Origin of the sequence: Corallococcus sp. CA054B (genome assembly GCF_003611625.1) — a bacterium.
GTDB lineage: Bacteria > Myxococcota > Myxococcia > Myxococcales > Myxococcaceae > Corallococcus > Corallococcus coralloides.
Genome location: NZ_RAVY01000209.1, coordinates 1 through 16,597, shown reverse-complemented (window position 1 = coordinate 16,597; position 16,597 = coordinate 1). Strand labels below are relative to the sequence as shown.

The 16,597-nt window shown below is 71.3% G+C and carries 12 protein-coding genes and 1 pseudogene; 10 read left to right on the top strand and 3 right to left on the bottom strand.

The window, feature by feature from the left end:
• The 5 genes from D7V80_RS34320 to D7V80_RS34300 form a co-directional block, all read left to right on the top strand.
• Nucleotides 1-733, top strand: a 733-nt coding sequence (locus tag D7V80_RS34320) for a polysaccharide biosynthesis tyrosine autokinase (RefSeq protein ID WP_120592109.1), incomplete at its 5' end; no start/stop codon positions are given.
• 25 nt (nucleotides 734-758) lie between these two features.
• Nucleotides 759-2,042, top strand: a complete 1,284-nt coding sequence (locus tag D7V80_RS34315; protein ID WP_120592107.1) for an O-antigen ligase — start codon at nucleotides 759-761, stop codon at nucleotides 2,040-2,042.
• A 1-nt stretch (nucleotide 2,043) separates the two neighbouring features.
• Nucleotides 2,044-3,267 (top strand): glycosyltransferase family 4 protein, encoded by a 1,224-nt coding sequence (locus D7V80_RS34310; RefSeq protein ID WP_120592106.1) that lies wholly within the window; start codon nucleotides 2,044-2,046, stop codon nucleotides 3,265-3,267.
• Nucleotides 3,264-4,589 (top strand): lipopolysaccharide biosynthesis protein, encoded by a 1,326-nt coding sequence (locus tag D7V80_RS34305; protein ID WP_120592105.1) that lies wholly within the window; start codon nucleotides 3,264-3,266, stop codon nucleotides 4,587-4,589. The genes D7V80_RS34310 and D7V80_RS34305 overlap by 4 nt, the downstream gene beginning before the upstream one ends.
• A 68-nt stretch (nucleotides 4,590-4,657) precedes the next feature.
• Complete coding sequence (locus D7V80_RS34300; RefSeq protein WP_120592104.1) at nucleotides 4,658-5,404, top strand: sugar transferase; 747 nt, start codon at nucleotides 4,658-4,660, stop codon at nucleotides 5,402-5,404.
• Here D7V80_RS34300 and D7V80_RS34295 read toward each other — a convergent pair.
• Nucleotides 5,325-6,476, bottom strand: a complete 1,152-nt coding sequence (locus D7V80_RS34295) for an aminotransferase class I/II-fold pyridoxal phosphate-dependent enzyme (RefSeq protein WP_120592103.1) — start codon at nucleotides 6,474-6,476, stop codon at nucleotides 5,325-5,327. The genes D7V80_RS34300 and D7V80_RS34295 overlap by 80 nt on opposite strands.
• Before the next feature lie 124 nt (nucleotides 6,477-6,600).
• The gene (locus D7V80_RS34290) at nucleotides 6,601-7,965 is read right to left on the bottom strand and encodes a hypothetical protein (protein ID WP_120592102.1); all 1,365 of its coding nucleotides are present in this window, start codon (nucleotides 7,963-7,965) and stop codon (nucleotides 6,601-6,603) included.
• Between the two features lie 215 nt (nucleotides 7,966-8,180).
• Here D7V80_RS34290 and D7V80_RS44030 point away from each other — a divergent pair, with 215 nt between their 5' ends.
• A complete protein-coding gene (locus D7V80_RS44030) occupies nucleotides 8,181-9,134 on the top strand; it encodes a GNAT family N-acetyltransferase (protein WP_199738930.1) in 954 nt (317 codons plus the stop codon).
• 85 nt (nucleotides 9,135-9,219) lie between these two features.
• On the opposite strand, the gene D7V80_RS34280 is transcribed toward D7V80_RS44030, so the two are convergent.
• A complete protein-coding gene (locus D7V80_RS34280; RefSeq protein WP_233585923.1) occupies nucleotides 9,220-11,175 on the bottom strand; it encodes a nucleoside-diphosphate sugar epimerase/dehydratase in 1,956 nt (651 codons plus the stop codon).
• A 415-nt stretch (nucleotides 11,176-11,590) separates the two neighbouring features.
• Between D7V80_RS34280 and D7V80_RS34275 the strand changes: the two genes are divergently transcribed.
• From D7V80_RS34275 to D7V80_RS34260, 4 genes and pseudogenes are all read left to right on the top strand, one after another.
• Entirely contained in the window at nucleotides 11,591-12,220 is a 630-nt protein-coding gene (locus D7V80_RS34275; RefSeq protein ID WP_120592100.1) for a histidine phosphatase family protein, read from the top strand.
• A 48-nt stretch (nucleotides 12,221-12,268) separates the two neighbouring features.
• Complete coding sequence (locus D7V80_RS43735; protein WP_120592099.1) at nucleotides 12,269-14,926, top strand: winged helix-turn-helix domain-containing protein; 2,658 nt, start codon at nucleotides 12,269-12,271, stop codon at nucleotides 14,924-14,926.
• Between the two features lie 142 nt (nucleotides 14,927-15,068).
• Complete coding sequence (locus D7V80_RS34265) at nucleotides 15,069-16,226, top strand: trypsin-like serine protease (RefSeq protein ID WP_233585921.1); 1,158 nt, start codon at nucleotides 15,069-15,071, stop codon at nucleotides 16,224-16,226.
• Nucleotides 16,227-16,336: 110 nt separating this feature from the next.
• A pseudogene (locus tag D7V80_RS34260) lies at nucleotides 16,337-16,597 on the top strand (hypothetical protein); the annotation flags it as partial.

Sequence of the window (16,597 nt, the reverse complement as noted above, 5' to 3'; positions counted from 1 at the left end):
CTCCACGGTGACGTCCCGGGGGACGCTGCGCGCCATGTCCCCCCGCAGCCCGTCCATCATCCTGGCGCGCAGCGTCCCCCGGGACGTCACCGTGGAGTGCGTGCGCGGCCTGAGGACCCGGCTCCAGCGGGCCATGAAGGAGGCGGGCAGCCACGTCGTCGCCGTCACCGGGACGAGCCCCGGCGCGGGGACGTCCTTCGTCGCCCTCAACCTGGCGTGGGTGCTGGCGGAGACGGGCCAGCGCGTGCTGCTGGTGGACGCGAACCTGCGCGGCGGCTGGCTGCACCGGTGCTTCCGCGAGGCGCACCTCCCCGGCCTCCATGAGGTGCTGCGGGGCACCGCGACGCTGGAGCAGGCCCTGCTCCAGGAGGCCGCCCCCGGCCTGTCGTTCCTGGGCGCGGGCGCGCTCCCGCCAGACCCGGCGGAGCTGCTGGCCGGCGCGGCGTTCGACACGTTCGTGGCGCGCGTGGCGGCCGAGTACGACGTCGTCCTCTTCGACACGCCCTGCATCCTCGCGGTGACGGACGCGGCGCTCGTGGGCCGGCACGCGGGCGTGCGGCTGGCCGTGGTGCGCGCGGCCACCCAGTCCCTGCGCGAGGTGGCCACCGCGCTGCACCAGCTGGAGCAGAGCGGCGTCCCGGCCCGGGGCGTGGTCCTCAACGGCGTGCCGCGCTCCCGGGCGGGCCGCGCGGTGAGCGGCGTCTACCAATACGAATACCCGTCCGCGAGCTGATGCCCCACCCCCGGGAGAGCGCACCGTGAGCTGGATTCGCTGCACAGGACTGGGCGTCATCGCGGCCCTCTACATGCTCGCGGGCCGCTGGGGCATGCACCGGCTGGCCGCCGCGGAGGTGGAGACGAACCTGTTCCTGGAGCTGCGGCTCTGGATCGTCACCTGCGGAGGCGTGTTCGCCGCGGTGGGGCTCATGCACCGCGCCCGGCGCGAGGCCCGTCCCGGCGAGGCGCGCTTCGACCCGCCGCTCATCGCGGCCATGCTGGGCTTCCTGGGCTACATGGCCGCCAGCGCCTCCTGGTCGCCCGACTTCGACTTCTCGCTGACCAAGGTCTACGACGTCACGCTCGTCGCGGTGATGTGCGTGGGCTTCGCGCTGGCCTGCTTGCGCCAGCCCGCGTCCCGGACGCTGGACACGTTCTGGGCCATCGTCGTCGTGGCCACGGGGCTGCTCGCGCTCGCCGGCATCAAGCAGTTGCTGGCGGGCGGCGGCGGCGCGCGGCTCGCGGTGATGAACGGCGGGCCCAACATCTTCGCGCGGCTCATGGGGCTCTTGACCATGGGCGCGCTCTACTTCTGGTACTGGCGGGGCCAGACGTGGCTGTGGATTCCGTTGGCCGCCAGCGGCGTCATGCTGACGCTGCTCACGGGCTCGCGCGGCGGCTCCGCCGCCATCGTCGCGGGCATCACCGCCTGCCTCGTGGTGGGGCGCGTGCCTTTGCGCCGGCTGCTGCTCCTGACGCTGCTGGCGACGGTGGCCATCACCGTGGTGGCCATGTTCTCCCCGCTGGGGGAGGCGCTCAGCAACTCCTTCCAGGAGCGCTTCCTGCGCCTCACCCTCAACTACGAGGTGGGCGCGGGCGGCGCCGGCAGCAGCGAAGGCAAGGTGTACCTGTCCGGGCGGGAGGTCCTCTACGAGCGGGCCATCCAGCTGGCGAAGGACTACCCGGTGGCGGGGGCGGGGCTGGCGGCGTTCCCCGCGCTGCGCCTGGGCGTCTACCCGCACAACCTCTTCCTGGAGATTCTCTGCGAGGGCGGCGGCGTGGGGCTGCTCCTGTTCGCGGGCGTCATCGCCGCCTTCGTGCGCTCGGCGTTCCTCAGGCGCCAGGGCCTGGACGGCGCCACCGTGGGCGCGGCGGTGCTGGTGCTCCTGGGCAGCCAGTCCAGCGGCGACCTCTACGACAGCCGCGCCCTCTTCCTCTTGATGGTGATGGCCTCCGCGACCGCGGACCCCGGGCGGAAGCCCGCGCAGTCCGGCCCTCCCCTTCCCCACGACCTTCCCCAACCCTCATTCACAGGAGCCGCCTGACATGCGCATCGTCTATCTGCATCAGTACTTCAACACCCCCACCATGCACGGGGGCACGCGCTCCTATGAGCTCGCACGGCGCCTGGTCTCCATGGGCCACGAGGTCCACATGGTGACCTCCGACACCCGCACGGACGGCAGTCAGGGCAAGGGCTGGCGCGAGTCCAACGAGAGCGGCATCCAGGTGCACTGGCTGCCGGTGCCCTACAACAACGCCATGAGCTACCCGGACCGCATCCGGGCCTTCAGCCACTTCGCGGTCAACTCCACGCGCCGCGCCGCGCAGCTGCCCGCGGACGTCTTCTTCGCCACCAGCACGCCGCTCACCATCGCGGTGCCGGGCATCGCCGCGTCGCGGTGGAACAAGCGGCCCATGGTCTTCGAGGTGCGCGACCTGTGGCCCGCCATCCCCATCGCGGTGGGCGCGCTCAAGAGCCGCTCCGCCATCATGGCCGCGCAGCTGTTGGAGAAGGCCGCGTACGCGGGCGCGGAGCACATCGTCGCGCTGTCGCCGGGCATGAAGGCGGGCGTGGAGGCGGCGGGCGTGCCGTCGGAGAAGATCACCATCATCCCCAACCTCTGCGACCCGGAGCGCTTCCAGGTGCCGGCGTCCGCGGGTCAGGAGTTCCGGCAGAAGTACGCGTGGCTGGGGGACCGGCCCATGGTGCTGTACGCGGGCACGCTGGGGCTGGTGAACGGCGTGGAGTACCTGGTGCGGGTGGCCGCGGAGATGCGCAAGCTGGACCCGGAGGTCCGCTTCGTCATCATGGGCCAGGGCCGTGAAGAGGCCCTGCTGCACGCGCTGGCGGAGCGGCTGGGCGTGAAGGGGGAGAACCTCTTCTTCCTGCCCAGCGTGCCCAAGGAGCAGGTGCCCGCGGTGCTGAGCGCGGCCACCATCGCCACGTCGCTGTTCACGGACGTGCCGGGCATGCAGGACAACTCCGCCAACAAGTTCTTCGACGCGCTCGCCGCGGGCCGTCCGCTGGCGCTCAACTACGGCGGCTGGCAGGCGGAGCTGCTGGACCGGGAGGCCTTTGGCCTCAGGCTGCCGCCCAAGGACATCCCCGCCGCGGCGGCCATGCTGGCCAGGAGGCTGCGCGACCCGCGCTGGCTCGCGGAGGCCGGCGCGCTGGCCGGGAAGCTGGGCCGGGAGCGCTACTCCGCGGACATCGCGGCGAAGCGCCTGTCGGAGGTGCTGCAACGCGCGGCGGCGGCCCGCTCATGACCGCGCGCTCGGTGGGGAGCAACTTCATCTGGTCGCTCTCCGCCGGGCTCTTCTATGCCCTCGCGCAGTGGGGCGTCCTGGTGGCCTTCGCGCGGCTGGCCACCATGGAGGAGGTGGGCCAGTTCGCGCTCGCCCTGGCCATCACCGCCCCGGTGCTGCTGATGGCGCGCATGCAGCTGCGCACGCTCCAGGCCACGGACGCGAAAAGCGCCTTCGGCTTCCAGCACTACCTGGGCCTGATGGTGCTCAACGTCGTGGCGGGCGTGGCGGTGTGCTGCGCCATCGCCACGGGGATGGCGGACTCCCTCCACGCGGGCTGGGTCATCGCGCTGGTGGCGCTGGCCAAGGGCTTCGAGGCGGTGAGCGAGGTGTTCTACGGCGCGCTCCAGAAGGTGGAGCGGCTGGGGCTCATCGCCCGGTCCACCATCGCCAAGAGCGTGCTGTCCGTGGTGCTGGTGCCGCTGGCGCTGTGGCTCACGCACAGCCCCATCGCCGGCGCGGCGGCCATGGCCTTCGCGTGGGCCATCGTCCTCTTCGTCTTCGACGCGCGGACGCTCCGGCGCGAGTTCCCCGGCGTGCGCCCCTGGAGCACCCTCTGGCGCACGCCGTGGCGGCAGGAGGGCGCGCGGCTCAAGGCGCTCTTCCTCTTGTGCTGGGTGCTGGGCCTCACCGCGCTGATGGCGGCGCTGCGGCCCAACATCCCCCGCTACCTGCTGGAGGCGCACGCGGGCCAGGCGGAGCTGGGCATGTACGCCGCGCTCGCGTACTTCGCCGCGCTGGGCGGCCGGGTGGTGCATTCCCTGGGGCAGGCGGTGAGCCCCCGGCTGGGGCGCTACCACGCGGCGGGGGACGCGCGCCGCTACGGCAAGGTGCTGATGGGCTTCACGGCGGCGTCCGCGGGGGTGGGACTGTGCGCCATCGCCGGTGCGGCGCTGCTCGGCCGGTGGGCGCTGACGCTCTTCTACGGGGCCGCCTACGCCAGAAACCTCACGTTGTTCGTCTGGCTGATGGCCGCCGCGGCGCTGGAGTACGTCTGCGTGAGCCTCGCGGTGGGGCTCACCGCGGCGCGCGAGCTCAAGGGCCAGGTGGTGCTGCTCGTCGTCTCCGTGTCCGTGGTCGCGCTGGGCAGCGCGGTGTGGGTGCCGCGCGTGGGCCCGGTGGGCGCCGCATGGGCCCTGGGGCTGGGGTGGGTGTCGGAACTCGTGTGCAGCGTCTGGCTGACCCTGCGCGTCTGGCGGCGGCTGACGGCCCCGGAGCCCGCGCAAGCGCTCCCAGCCGTCCCCTCAGGCCCCGTGGATGCACGGGAGTCGACAGCAGGGTGAGTCCCAGGGGTCGTGGTGGAGGGCCGGAAGGATTTCTAGCCTTTCCGGCTTCAAGGAGCGGCGTCCCCATGCAAAGACAGGCAGGAACCGGGTTGTTCCTCAAGCGGTGCATCGACGTGGTGGCGGCGGGAGTGGGCTTGCTATGCCTTTCCCCGGTGATGGCCGCCACGGGGCTGTTCGTCCGTCTGTCGATGGGCGGCCCCGTCCTCTTCCGGCAGCGGCGCCCGGGGAAGAACGGCCAGCTGTTCACCGTCCTCAAGTTCCGCACCATGCTGGAGGCCACGGACGCGAACGGCCAGGTATTGCCGGACGAGCTGCGCCTCACCTGGGCCGGGCGGCTCTTGCGCTCCACCAGCCTGGATGAGCTGCCGCAGCTGTGGAACGTGCTCCGGGGCGACATGAGCCTGGTGGGGCCCCGTCCGCTGCTCGTGGAGTACCTGCCGCGCTACTCCGCGGAGCAGGCGCGGCGCCACGACGTGCTGCCCGGCATCACCGGCTGGGCACAGATCAACGGCCGCAACGCGCTCTCCTGGGAGGAGCGCTTCCACCAGGACGTCTGGTACGTGGACCACTGGAGCCTGGCGCTGGACCTGAAGGTGCTGGCGCTGACGGTGGTGCGCGTGCTGCAGCGCCAGGGCATCTCCTTCGCCAGCGAGGCCACCATGCACAAGTTCATGGGCACCCCGCAGCCGGAGGCCAGGGTCGTGGCGCTCCGGCAGCAGGAACAGGCCCCCGTCAGCCCGCCGTCCGCAGCCCCTGTTTCCGGGGAACGGCTCGGACCACCTCCACCACCCGCTCGAGTTCCCGGCGCGTGAGGTTGGAGCCGGACGGCAGGCACAGGCCGTGGCGGAACAGGTCCTCCGCCACGCTGCCCCGCCGCCGCTCGAAGTTCGCGAAGACGGGCTGAAGGTGCATGGGCTTCCACACCGGCCGCGCCTCGATGTTCTCCCGCTCCAGCGCGACCCTCACCGCTTCCCGGTCCGCGCCGAACGCCTCCGGGTCGATGGTGAGGGTCGTCAGCCAGCGCGTGTGCCGGCCCCACGGGGCCTCCGGCATGAACTGGATGCCCGGCAGGTCCCGGAAGGCCTCCGCGTAGAAGGCGTGGTTCGCGCGGCGCGCGGCCACCCGGTCCTCCAGCACGTGCAGCTGCCCCCGCCCGATGGCGGCCAGCACGTTGCTCATCCGGTAGTTGTAGCCCACTTCCGAGTGCTGGTAGTGCGGCGCCGTGTCGCGCGCCTGCGTGGCCAGCTTGAGGGCGTGCTGCACCAGCTCGCCGTCCGCGGACACCAGCATCCCGCCACCGGACGTGGTGAGGATCTTGTTGCCGTTGAACGAATAGATGCCCACGCGGCCCACCGTGCCGGGGGCCCGCCCCTTGTACGTGCTGCCCAGGGCCTCCGCCGCGTCCTCCACCACGGGCACGCCGTAGCGGTCGCAGGCGGCCATGAGGGGATCCAGGTCCGCGCTCTGGCCGTACAGGTGCACCACCACCACGGCGCGGGGCAGCCGGCCCAGCCGGGCCCGCATCGCCAGCTCCTCCTCCAGCAGCGCGGCGTCCATGTTCCAGGACGTGCGCTCACTGTCGATGAAGACGGGGCAGGCGCCCAGGTAGCGGATGGGATTCACCGACGCGGAGAAGGTGAGCGTGCTCACCAGCACGTCGTCGCCGGGCCCCACGCCCACCAGCTGGAGCGCCAGGTGGAGCGCGGCCGTCCCGGAGCTCAGCGCCAGCGCGTGCGGCGTGCCCACGCACCGGGCGAACTCCTCCTGGAAGGCATCGACGTGGGGGCCCAGGGGGGCAATCCAATTGCTTGCGAACGCGTCGTCGACGTAGCCGCGCTCGAGCGTGCCCATGTGGGGCGAGGACAGATAGATGCGGGAGGACATGCGAAGAGCTCCAGGCAAGACCGGGCATTCGGAACCCGGCATTGCCTGGAGCGTTCGCACACTCCCTCCTCCCGCGCGCTCGGGCGGGAGGAGGGTGTGTGTGTTTCACATCGTGGAATCCGGACTAGAGCGCCGAACCCTGGGACAGCAGCTTCGCGTTGAGCGCGCCGTTGCCGTAGTACTGGGTGTTCTGGCCCACGGTGTGGGACTCCAGACGCTGCTGGAGGGCGGCGTTGTAGCGGCCCAGCTTCACCAGGCCGTCATTGAACCAGCCCGTGCCGCTGCCCGTGCCGTCCACGTAGTTGCCGTACCGCTTGGCGGACGGCCAGATGACGTTGTTCAGGGTGACGACGAACTTGCGCATGTCCGCGTCCGTCCACTCCATGCCCGCGTCGTGGGCTTCCACGATGTAGGCCATCACGCCGTTGCCGTGCGCCACGTCCTGGCCCGGGCGCTTCTTGGAGCCCCACTCGGCGGCCCAGAAGTACGCGTTGGCGTTGACCGGGCTGTTCATCAGCTGGCCGCGCAGCGACGAGGTGTTGTTGGGCATGTCACGGTTGATGTTGTTGAAGACGGTCATGTACTGCGCCCGCTTCGTGGAGTCCGTCGTCATCTTCGACAGGTCCATGGCGATGTAGGCCCAGTGCGACGCCATGTGCGTATTGACGCGGTAGATGTAGCTGTTCGCGCCGCGCTTGAGCCACTTCTCGAACATGTTCCGTTCGGTGAACGCCAGCAGCTTGTCGTACTGCGACTTGTACGTGCTGTTGTTGTAGAGCGCGGGCGTCTCACGGATGGTGCGCAGCATGCGCGTCACGTAACGCCAGCAGTAGCTCTCGAACAGGGGGACTTCCTGGCCCAGCGTGTCCGAGCGGGCGGACGCCCAGCCCAGGTAGCTGTCCTTGAACTGGCTCCTGGGCAGCGAAGAGGAGACCTTCGCGTTGTTGACCATGTTGTTCACATACAGCAGCGCCCGGTCCATGTACTGCGTCTTGCCGGTGGCGCGGTACATCGCGGTGTTGCCGTCGACGCCGTAGGCGAGGTCGTAGAACTGCCAGCTGTCCAGCGACCGGCTCTTGGGCAGGAAGCTGGAGGTGTGCTCCGAAGCCCAGCGCTTCAGGAACAGCGTCTCCCAGGCCGCGACGGTGCGCAGGCTGACGGCGGCCTGCGCGGTCGTGCCGAGGCTCTCCTCCATGGAGGAGGCAGGCGACTCCGCGGCGGCAGGGGCGTCCGCGTCCGGAGTGGGAGCGGCCTCGGCCTCCGGCTCGGAGGGACCGACCGCGATTTGCTCTTCGGGGGAAGAGGGAGCGAGCGTGTCCGCGCCAGGGGCGGAAACGTCGGTGCTACCTGGGGTGTTATCTCCGTTGGGGCTGGCCGTGCTGACACCGTCCTGCTCGGGCTGGGGGCCGCATGCCCCCCCCATCAGCAGGGACAGCGACAACAGGGACGACAGGGCGCGACCAGAGTTGCGACGACGGGATTCCAACATCAGGGGGGTCCTGTGGGGTAGCTCCCGTCAACCGCCCGGTAGGCTACCCTGTTGTGGGAACGCCGGAGTGCGTTCACTGGACGCCCAAAGGATTTGGCGGCCCAGGTAATTCCTTTGTGATTAGACAAAAAAATCACTGGGACCGCCTGCAAGTTGTCAGTCCAAGGCCCCATGGGCCTGTCCGCCTGAGCTGGCGGACTCAGGGTGGGGGATGAATGACAAGGACAGGGCAGGCGAGCGCCATCCTGATTCCCGACGCGGGCGCCTCGGCGCTGTCCGGGCAGTACTTCCGCTCCGAGCATCACCTACGCGCCGAGCAGGTGACCCATACGCTGGTCATCAAAAACGATACAGACAGGGCGTTGCGCGTGCCACTCATCGTGCGAGCGATTGAGGGAACGCCGTATCGCGACGCCATTTCTCCGTATGGCTTTCCGGGCGGTGAAGTGGACGGGTTGAGCGAGGTGCCTGCACCTGCCGTGGATTGGCGGGGCACGGAGTTGGTCAGCATCTTCGTGAGGGAGCGGGTTCAGGGACCGCACTGTTTCGCGGCAGGCACGGCCCGCAACGAGGTCTTCTTCGTGGACCCTTGCCGCCCGCTCACACCGCGGGAGATGCACCGCCGACACATGCGGCGAAATGCCCGGCTGGGGTTCGTGAGCACGGTGTGTGAGGCCCGGGACGCGCCCTCCGAGGAGCGCGCGGGGTTTCGCGAGGTGTACCGGCAGACCATGGTCCGGGACCAGGCGTGCCGCCGGTACTTCTTCTCCGACGCGTACTTCGAGGAGCTGTTCGCGTCTCCGGAGGCCTGGCTCGCGACGACGCGCGCGCCGGACGGGACGGTCGCCTCCGCGGCCCTGGTCGTCCGCAGTGACGGCCTCCTGCACTACTACCTGGGCGGCACGGCGGACGCGCACCTGGCGCGCTCCCCGGCGAAGAACGTCTTCGGCGAGATGATCTCCCTGTGCCTGCGGCTGGGGCTTCCGCTCCACCTGGGGGGCGGGCTCTCGCCGGGGGACGGCCTGGAGGACTTCAAGCGCGGCTTCTCCAACGCCAGCGGGCGCATCCACACGCACGAAATCGTCTGCGACGCGGCGGTGTACGCCGCGCTTTCTGAGGGCCACGCCGCCAGCGACTTCTTTCCGGCCTACCGCGCGCACCTCTCATGACGAAAAGCCCCGGCCTCCCGCCCCTTGTGGGGGCACGGGAGACCGGGGCTCCTCGTGGACGGCGACGGCCGGGGCCGCGTGGGGTTCAGGCGCTGACGTTCTGCTCCGCCGCGGACGGCTTCGCGGGAGCGAAGGCGGGCAGCACCTTCGCCACCGTCCCCGTCATCTTCGACGGGGTGTACGCGGGGATGAGGTCCTGGAGGGCGCGCTTCACGTCGTGGGTGTCACCGGCGCGGGCCGCGCGGTCCAGGCGCCTGAGCTGCAGCTGGAAGTCCGAGGGCGGCGCGGGGCTGCGGGCCACCTTGATGCGGTTGCGCACCTGCTGGGTGAGCTCCTCCTCCTCGGACATGAGCACCTCCTCCAGCTTCTCCCCCGGGCGCAGGCCCGTGTAGACGATGGAGATGTCCTTGTCCGGCACCAGGCCCGTCATGGTGATCATGTTCGCGGCCAGCTCCGCGATGCGGACCGGCTCGCCCATGTCCAGGATGCACAGCTCGCCGTAGCCGCCCAGGCCGGCCAGCACCACCAGGCCCACCGCCTCCGGGATGATCATGAAGTAGCGGGTGCAGTCCGGGTGGGTGACCGTGACGGGGCCGCCCGCCTGGATCTGCTGCTTGAAGAGCGGCACCACGCTGCCCGCGGACCCCAGCACGTTGCCGAAGCGGACGGCGCAGAAGGTGGTGCGCGACGTCACGGCGATGTCGCGGATGACCATCTCCGCCAGCCGCTTGGAGGCGCCCATCACCGACGAGGGCTTCACCGCCTTGTCGGTGGAGATGAGGATGAAGCGCTCCGCCCCGCACGCGTCCGCCATGCGCGCCACGTTCTGCGTGCCGAAGACGTTGTTCTTGATGGCCTCCTCCGGCGAGTCCTCCATCAGGGGCACGTGCTTGTGCGCGGCCGCGTGGAAGACGTACTGCGGCGCGAACTCCTGGCCAATGCGCAGCATCCGGTCCAGGTCGCGGATGTCCGCCACCACGGAGTGCACCGGCACATGCGGGTAGCGAGACTGCAGCTGGCGCACCAGCAGGTAGAGCTCGTTCTCGTTGATGTCCACCACCACCAGGGACGCGGGCGAGTGCCCCGCGACCTGCCGGACGATTTCACTGCCAATGGAGCCCGCGCCGCCGGTGACGAGGATGCGGCGGCCCGTCACCAGCCGGTGCACCTCGTCATGGTCGAACGAGATGGCGTCCCGGGGCAGCAGGTGCTCCGGGGACAGGTCGTGCAGCATGGCGGCGGTGATCTTCTGGTCCAGGTAGGCGAACGAGGCCGGGATGATCTTGAAGCTGACGCTCTGGTGCCGGCACAGACTCAAGAGGTGCCGGGTGCGCTCCGGGGACAGCCGGGGGATGGCGATGAGCACCTGCGTCACCCGGTGCTTCTTCATCAGCTCCGGCAGCGCGTCCAGCACGCCGAGCACCGGCTTGCCATTGAGGAACGTGCCCTGCTTGCCGGGGTCGTCATCCACCAGACCGATGACGTGCCACGGGCTGTTGCGGTCCCTCAGCAGGTCGCGCAGCAGCAGGTCCCCGGCGCTGCCCGCGCCCACGATGAGCGTGCGCTGGGAGTCCGTCGCCTTCGCGCGCTGCCGGTCCAGGTACCACTGTCGGACCATCCGCGGGGCGAAGCGGTGAAAGCCCAGCAGCGTGGTGGTGACGAAGAACTCCAGCGCGACCACCTGCCCCGGCAGCGACTCCATGAAGAAGAGGGAGCGCAGCAATTCGAACACGATGGTGCCCGCGAGGCTGGCCAGCTCCAGCCGGACCGCCTCGTGGATGCCGGAGCGGTGGAAGGACCAGCGGTGCAGCCCCAGCCAGATGAGCGTCACCAGGCGCACCGCGACCAGGAGCGCCACGGCCCGGGGCAGGACCTCCTTGCAGGCCGGGGACAGCCCGTCCGCGAAGTGCAGCATCGTGGCGGCGACCAGCGAGCCCGCGATGAGGATCGCGTCCACGCCCAGCATCCGCAGCCAGCCGAAGCGGTGAGCCCTTCGCGGTGCATGCTCCGGGGTCTCCCGTGGCCCTGCGTCCAGGCTCATCGCTTCCAGATTCTGACCGTGTTTCATCGATGTCTCCCCCTCCGGCCCGGCGTCCACGGAAAATCCGCCGTCCTCCCACCGCGTAATCAGGAAGACACGCCCTAGCTCGGAATCGCGGAAAGGTGGACGCGCGTCCAGTGCCATCACAGCCGTCCAGGAGTGCTGTCCGACTCGATTCCCAGACGCTTGCGTGACAGCGGGCAGGCATCCTGCCCCGCGGGGCCATACCCCAGACACCGCCGCGGTCTCCAGGCGACGGAAGCCCACGGGCAACGGGCCTGCCGCGGGGGTGTTTCAGCGAGGTGACACCTCCCCTGGAGGAAGGGGCAGGCGCGGCCGTGGCGCGATGGTCGCGGCGCCGGGCTGACACTTCGCGAGTCTTGCTCCGCCCAAGCCCTCCCGCCACGCTTGGGCCATGACGACCGAATTCATCCTGCTCCGGCACGGGGAGACGGAGTGGAACGCCCTGGGGCGCCTGCAGGGGCACCTGAACAGCATGCTCAGCCGTGAAGGACGGCGGCAGGCGGAGGCGCTCGCGGAGCGGCTGGCCACCCTTCCCTTCCAGGCCCTCTACAGCAGCGACCTGGACCGCGCGGTGCAGACGGCCTCATGCATCGCGGCGAGGACGGGGCACGACGTCCAGCGGGACGCGCGCCTGCGGGAGCGCGGGCTGGGCGTGCTCGAAGGGCTGACGCGCGCGGAGGCCGGCCAGCGCCACCCGGCCGTCTTCGCCGCGTACTCGGAGGGCCATGCCGACTACGTGGTGCCCGAAGGGGAGAGCACGTCCCAGCGCCTGCGGCTGGCGCTGCACTGCCTGGAGGAGCTGGGGGCGCGCCATCCGGGGGCCCGCGTCGTGGTGGTCACCCACGGCGGCCTGCTCAGCGCCCTGCTGCGCCACTGCCTGGGCATCCCCGCCGCCGCGCCGCGCGCCTTCTCCGTCCTCAACGCGGGTTGGAACCAGTTCGACCTCCATGAGGGGTCCTTGCGGATGGTGACCTGGGGGGACGTCAGCCACCTGCGCGCGCTCAGCCTGGACGACACCTGAGGCGACGGTGACGGACAGTGCCTGGATGGACGTACACTGGCGCGCGCCATGCGCACGCCAACCGCTCCGGGGCTGGGACCGCCGGCCGTCTTCGTGGGCCGAGCCCACGAGGTACGGCGGCTGGGGGACATGCTGAGGCGCGTGCGCACAGGGGTCGTCTACGGACTGCCCGGCGCGGGCAAGTCCGCGCTGGTGGCGGCGGTGGCCGCGAAGCACCGGGGCCCCGTCGTGCACCGGCGCGTGCGTCCCGGGGACACGCTGGACACGGTGGTGGACGACGTGCGCCGCCTGCTGAGCGAAGCGCCCGTGGCCCAGGCCCTGTCGGACGCGTCCCGGCTGGAGGCGCTGGCGGGCGAGCTGGAGGCGCGCCGCGCCCTGTGCGTGCTGGACGACCTGCACGTGCTCGGGCCGCCGGAGCGCGCGGCGCTGGTGGAGGACCTGGGAGGCCGGCTGAGGCAGGGCACGCTGCTGGCCACCTCGCGCGAATCGGTCCCCCGGCACGCGGCGAGCCCGGACCGGGTGGAGCTGCGGCTGGAGGGCCTGTCGGAGGAGGCCGCGCGAGAGCTGTGGCGGGAGCTGGACGCGCTCTACGGCGAGCGCGACGGCTTCGACGCGGCGTGGGGCCGCTCGCGGGGCCTGCCCTTCCTCCTGCGCCGCGCCCACGCGGGGGACACGGGCGGGGACGAACCGGTGCGAGCGGCGCTCGCGGCGCTGCCCGCGGACGAACGGCGGCTGGCCGCGATGCTGGCCTTGAGCCAGCTGCCGCTCACCGCGAGCACGCTGCGGCCGGTGCTGCCCGGCGACGCGGCGGGCGAGACGCTGCGCCAGCTGGGCGCGAAGCTGCTGGTGGAGACGGACTCGCGGGGCCGGCACGGCGTGCACGACCTGGTGCGCGAAGCCATGGTGTCCCTGCTGTCGCCGGACGAAGCGCGCGCCGCCCACGAAGCGCTGCTGGAGGTCCTGGAACAGGAGCCCCTGCCCGCGGTGGTCCGGGTGCGCGCGGTGTGCCGCCACCTCCAGGCGCTCGGCCGGCATGAAGCGCGCGCGGCCTTCATCGTCGCGCAGGCGGAGGCCCTGGTGCGCCACGGCGCCGCGGACGAGCTGCTGGGCCTGCTGGACTCGCTGCCCGCCGCGCTGCGCACGCCCCAGGTGAAGCTGGCCCATGCGCGCGCGCGGGTGCGGCTGCTCGATTTGCGCCGGGCCTATCCGGAGCTGTTGGCCCTGCGCGCCTCACTGGAGGCCGCCGCCGGAGCGCCGGAGCCGGAGTCGAACGAAGCCCTGCGCGAGGGCGTGGGCGCCGTGCTGGTGCGGGTGGCCCTCTTCGCGCTGGAGCCGGAGGCCTGCGAGCGCACGCTGGAGTCCATGCCGGTGCCGAGCAGCGCGGAGGTCTTCCTCCAGCAATTGCTGGCATGGACCGCGCTGCGCTTCTTCCAGGGACGGCTGGAGGAATCCCTGGCGATGCTGGACAACGCCGCCGCCGCGACCGGGGACCGGCGCGTGCTGGGCTGGTGCGCCTACGCCCGCGCGCTGATGCTCTGGATTGAAGGCCGCGACAGCGAGCTGGCGGAGCCCCTGGCCCAATGCGTGTCATTGCTGGAGGACGCGCCGCTCGACTCGCGAGGCCCCCTGGTGGCGGCCATGTCCGCGGGCATCCTCAGCCGGCTGGGCCGCTTCACGGAGGCCGACGCCGCGCTCGCCAGCGCCCGGGAGCGCCTGGGCCAGCTGGGCGCCCCCCGCCTCGCGCTGGAGCTGGACTGCATCGCGGCGTGGGTGCGCGGAGAGTCAGGGCAGCGCAGGGCGGCGCTCGCGGCGCTGCGGGAGACGGAAGCCCGCGCGGAGAAGGCGGGCTACCTCTTCGTCCGGCTGCTCTGCCGCGTGGGCTCGGGCCGCATGCTGCTGGAGCTGGGCCGGCGCGCGGAGGGCCACGCGCAATTGGATGCCGTGGAGGAGGAGGTCCGGGCACGCGGCGTGGTGGGGCTGATGCGGGCCGCCCGGGTGGCGCGCACGCTGGACGTGCCGGGACCGGACGCACCGCCCATCACCGTGGAGCCCCGCGAGGTGCGCCCTGGCATCGCCGCCCGCCAGCGCGCCCTCGCCGCCCTGTCCGCCGCCTGGAGCGCGGACGTCCCGCGCGCCACGGCGCTGCTCACCGCGCTGGAGCCCCTGTCCCGCGGTGACGACTTCGCGCTGGAGCGCACGCTGGGGCACCTGGCCCGCGCCACGCTCCACCGCCACGCGGGCCGCGCCCGCGAGGCGGCCCAGTCCCTGGAGGAGGCCACGCGCGAGGGGGCCGGGGGCGGCGTGGACCCCGAGCTGATGGCGGAGCTGACCCGGCCGCTCGCCTCCAGCGCGCAAGCCGCGTCCCTCCCGGAAGCGCCCGCGCCGGAGGCGGTGGTGCTGGATGCCCGCCGTCACGAACTGCGAGCCCCGGGGAAGACCGTCTCCCTGGAGCGCAGGGCCCTGCCGCGGAGGCTGCTCTACGCGCTGGCCCGCCAGCCGGGCCGCATCCTGTCGAAGGAGGACTGCGTGCGCGCCATGTGGAACGCGGACTACGACCCGCGCCTGCATGACAACGCCTTGCGCGTCCACGTGAGCCACGTGCGAGACATGCTGGAGGGCACCGGCACCCGCGTGCTCTTCGAGGACCCCGGCTACCGCCTGGAGGTGTCTCCAGGCTTCACCTTCGTCCCATGTGACACGATGTAGCAGTCATTCCAACCCCATCACAGTAGTTATCCAGTTACAATAAATCGACACCCGGGGTGTTTACAAAGAGTCCACGATTCCTCCAGAATCCCCGCGCCTCACACTTATCGTTAAAAACGGGGTTCACATGATTTCGGCTCAGATGGTGCGTCGCTGGACTGCCGCCAGCGCGGTGTCGCTGCTGGTCGTCGGTTGCGGTCCCCAGACCACGGAAGAGAAGCAGACCCAGCCGGAGACGCCGGCTCCCGCCACCACCACCCAGGAGATCGTCGGTGGCTCGGCCACCACCATCGCGGCGAACCCCTGGCAGGTCTCGCTGCAGAGCAGCGGCGGCAGCCACTTCTGCGGCGGCTCCATCATCAACGAGAACTGGATCCTCACCGCGCAGCACTGCGTGAACTCCGGTGGCTCCATCTCCAAGCCGGGCCGCATCGTCGCGGGCGTCACCAACCGCACCACCACCACCGGCGGCCAGGTCCGCACCGTGTCCCAGGTGGTCGTGTACCCGGGCTACGTGGACGCCAACTACGGCAAGGACGCGGCGCTCCTCAAGCTGTCCTCGCCGCTGGACCTGAGCGGCGCGAACGTGCAGGCCATCCCCTACGTCACCGCGGCGGACGCGGCGGCGGGCGTGGCCGGCGTGGGCGCCGTGGCGCGCGTCACGGGCTGGGGCACGCTGTCCAGCGGCTCCTCCTCGCTGCCGACCACGCTCCAGACGGTGGACGTGAACATCATCAGCAACGCGGACGCGCAGGCCGACTACCAGGGCCAGGAGACCATCACCGCGGACCAGCTGGGCGCGACGGCTCCGGGCAAGGACGCCTGCCAGGGTGACAGCGGCGGTCCCCTCACCGTCCTCAAGGGCAGCACCCGCGTGCTCGCGGGCATCGTGAGCTGGGGCTACGGCTGCGCCGACCCGTCCTACGCGGGCATGTACGGCCGCGTGTCGTCCTTCGCCAGCTGGATCGACAGCACCATCAACGCCCCGCAGCAGCCGACGCAGACGCTGCTGAACCAGACCGGCATCTCCGGCGCGGCCAGCTCCTTCAAGCACTACGCCATCACCGTCCCCGCGGGCGCCACCACCCTGACGGTGGAGCAGTCCGGCGGCACGGGTGACGCGGACCTCTACGTGCGCCAGGGCTCGCAGCCCACCACGACCGCGTACAACTGCCGCCCGTACCTCAGCGGCAACGCGGAGACCTGCACCATCACCGCCCCCGCGGCCGGCACCTGGTACGTCTCCGTGCGTGGCTACTCCGCGTACTCGGGCGTCACCGTGAAGGCCACGGTGCCGTAGTCGTCGCCTGACACGGCGTGAGCGCGCGAAGCCCTCTTCCTCCCTTCGCGGAGGGAGGGGGCTTTCGTGTTTCAGCGCCCCCGGGTGCTCGGAGTGCTACACCCGGTGTCATGGCCCGGCCCAGAGCTTCGCGCTGTCCCCACTGCAACGCCCCGTTCACGCCCCAGGTGGCGAAGACGCACTACGTCTGCGGCTACTGCGGCCACGCCTTCGACCTGGACGGCCCGCCTCCGGTGCGGCCCGGTCCGCGCCCGCCGCCGCCCGCCCAGGCGAACCGGCATGTCCTGCCGATGCTCGCGGGCGTCGCGGTGATGGTCCTGATGGGAGTCATGGGCGCGGTGTTCGCCCTCGCCGGAGCCCCGGATGAGCCC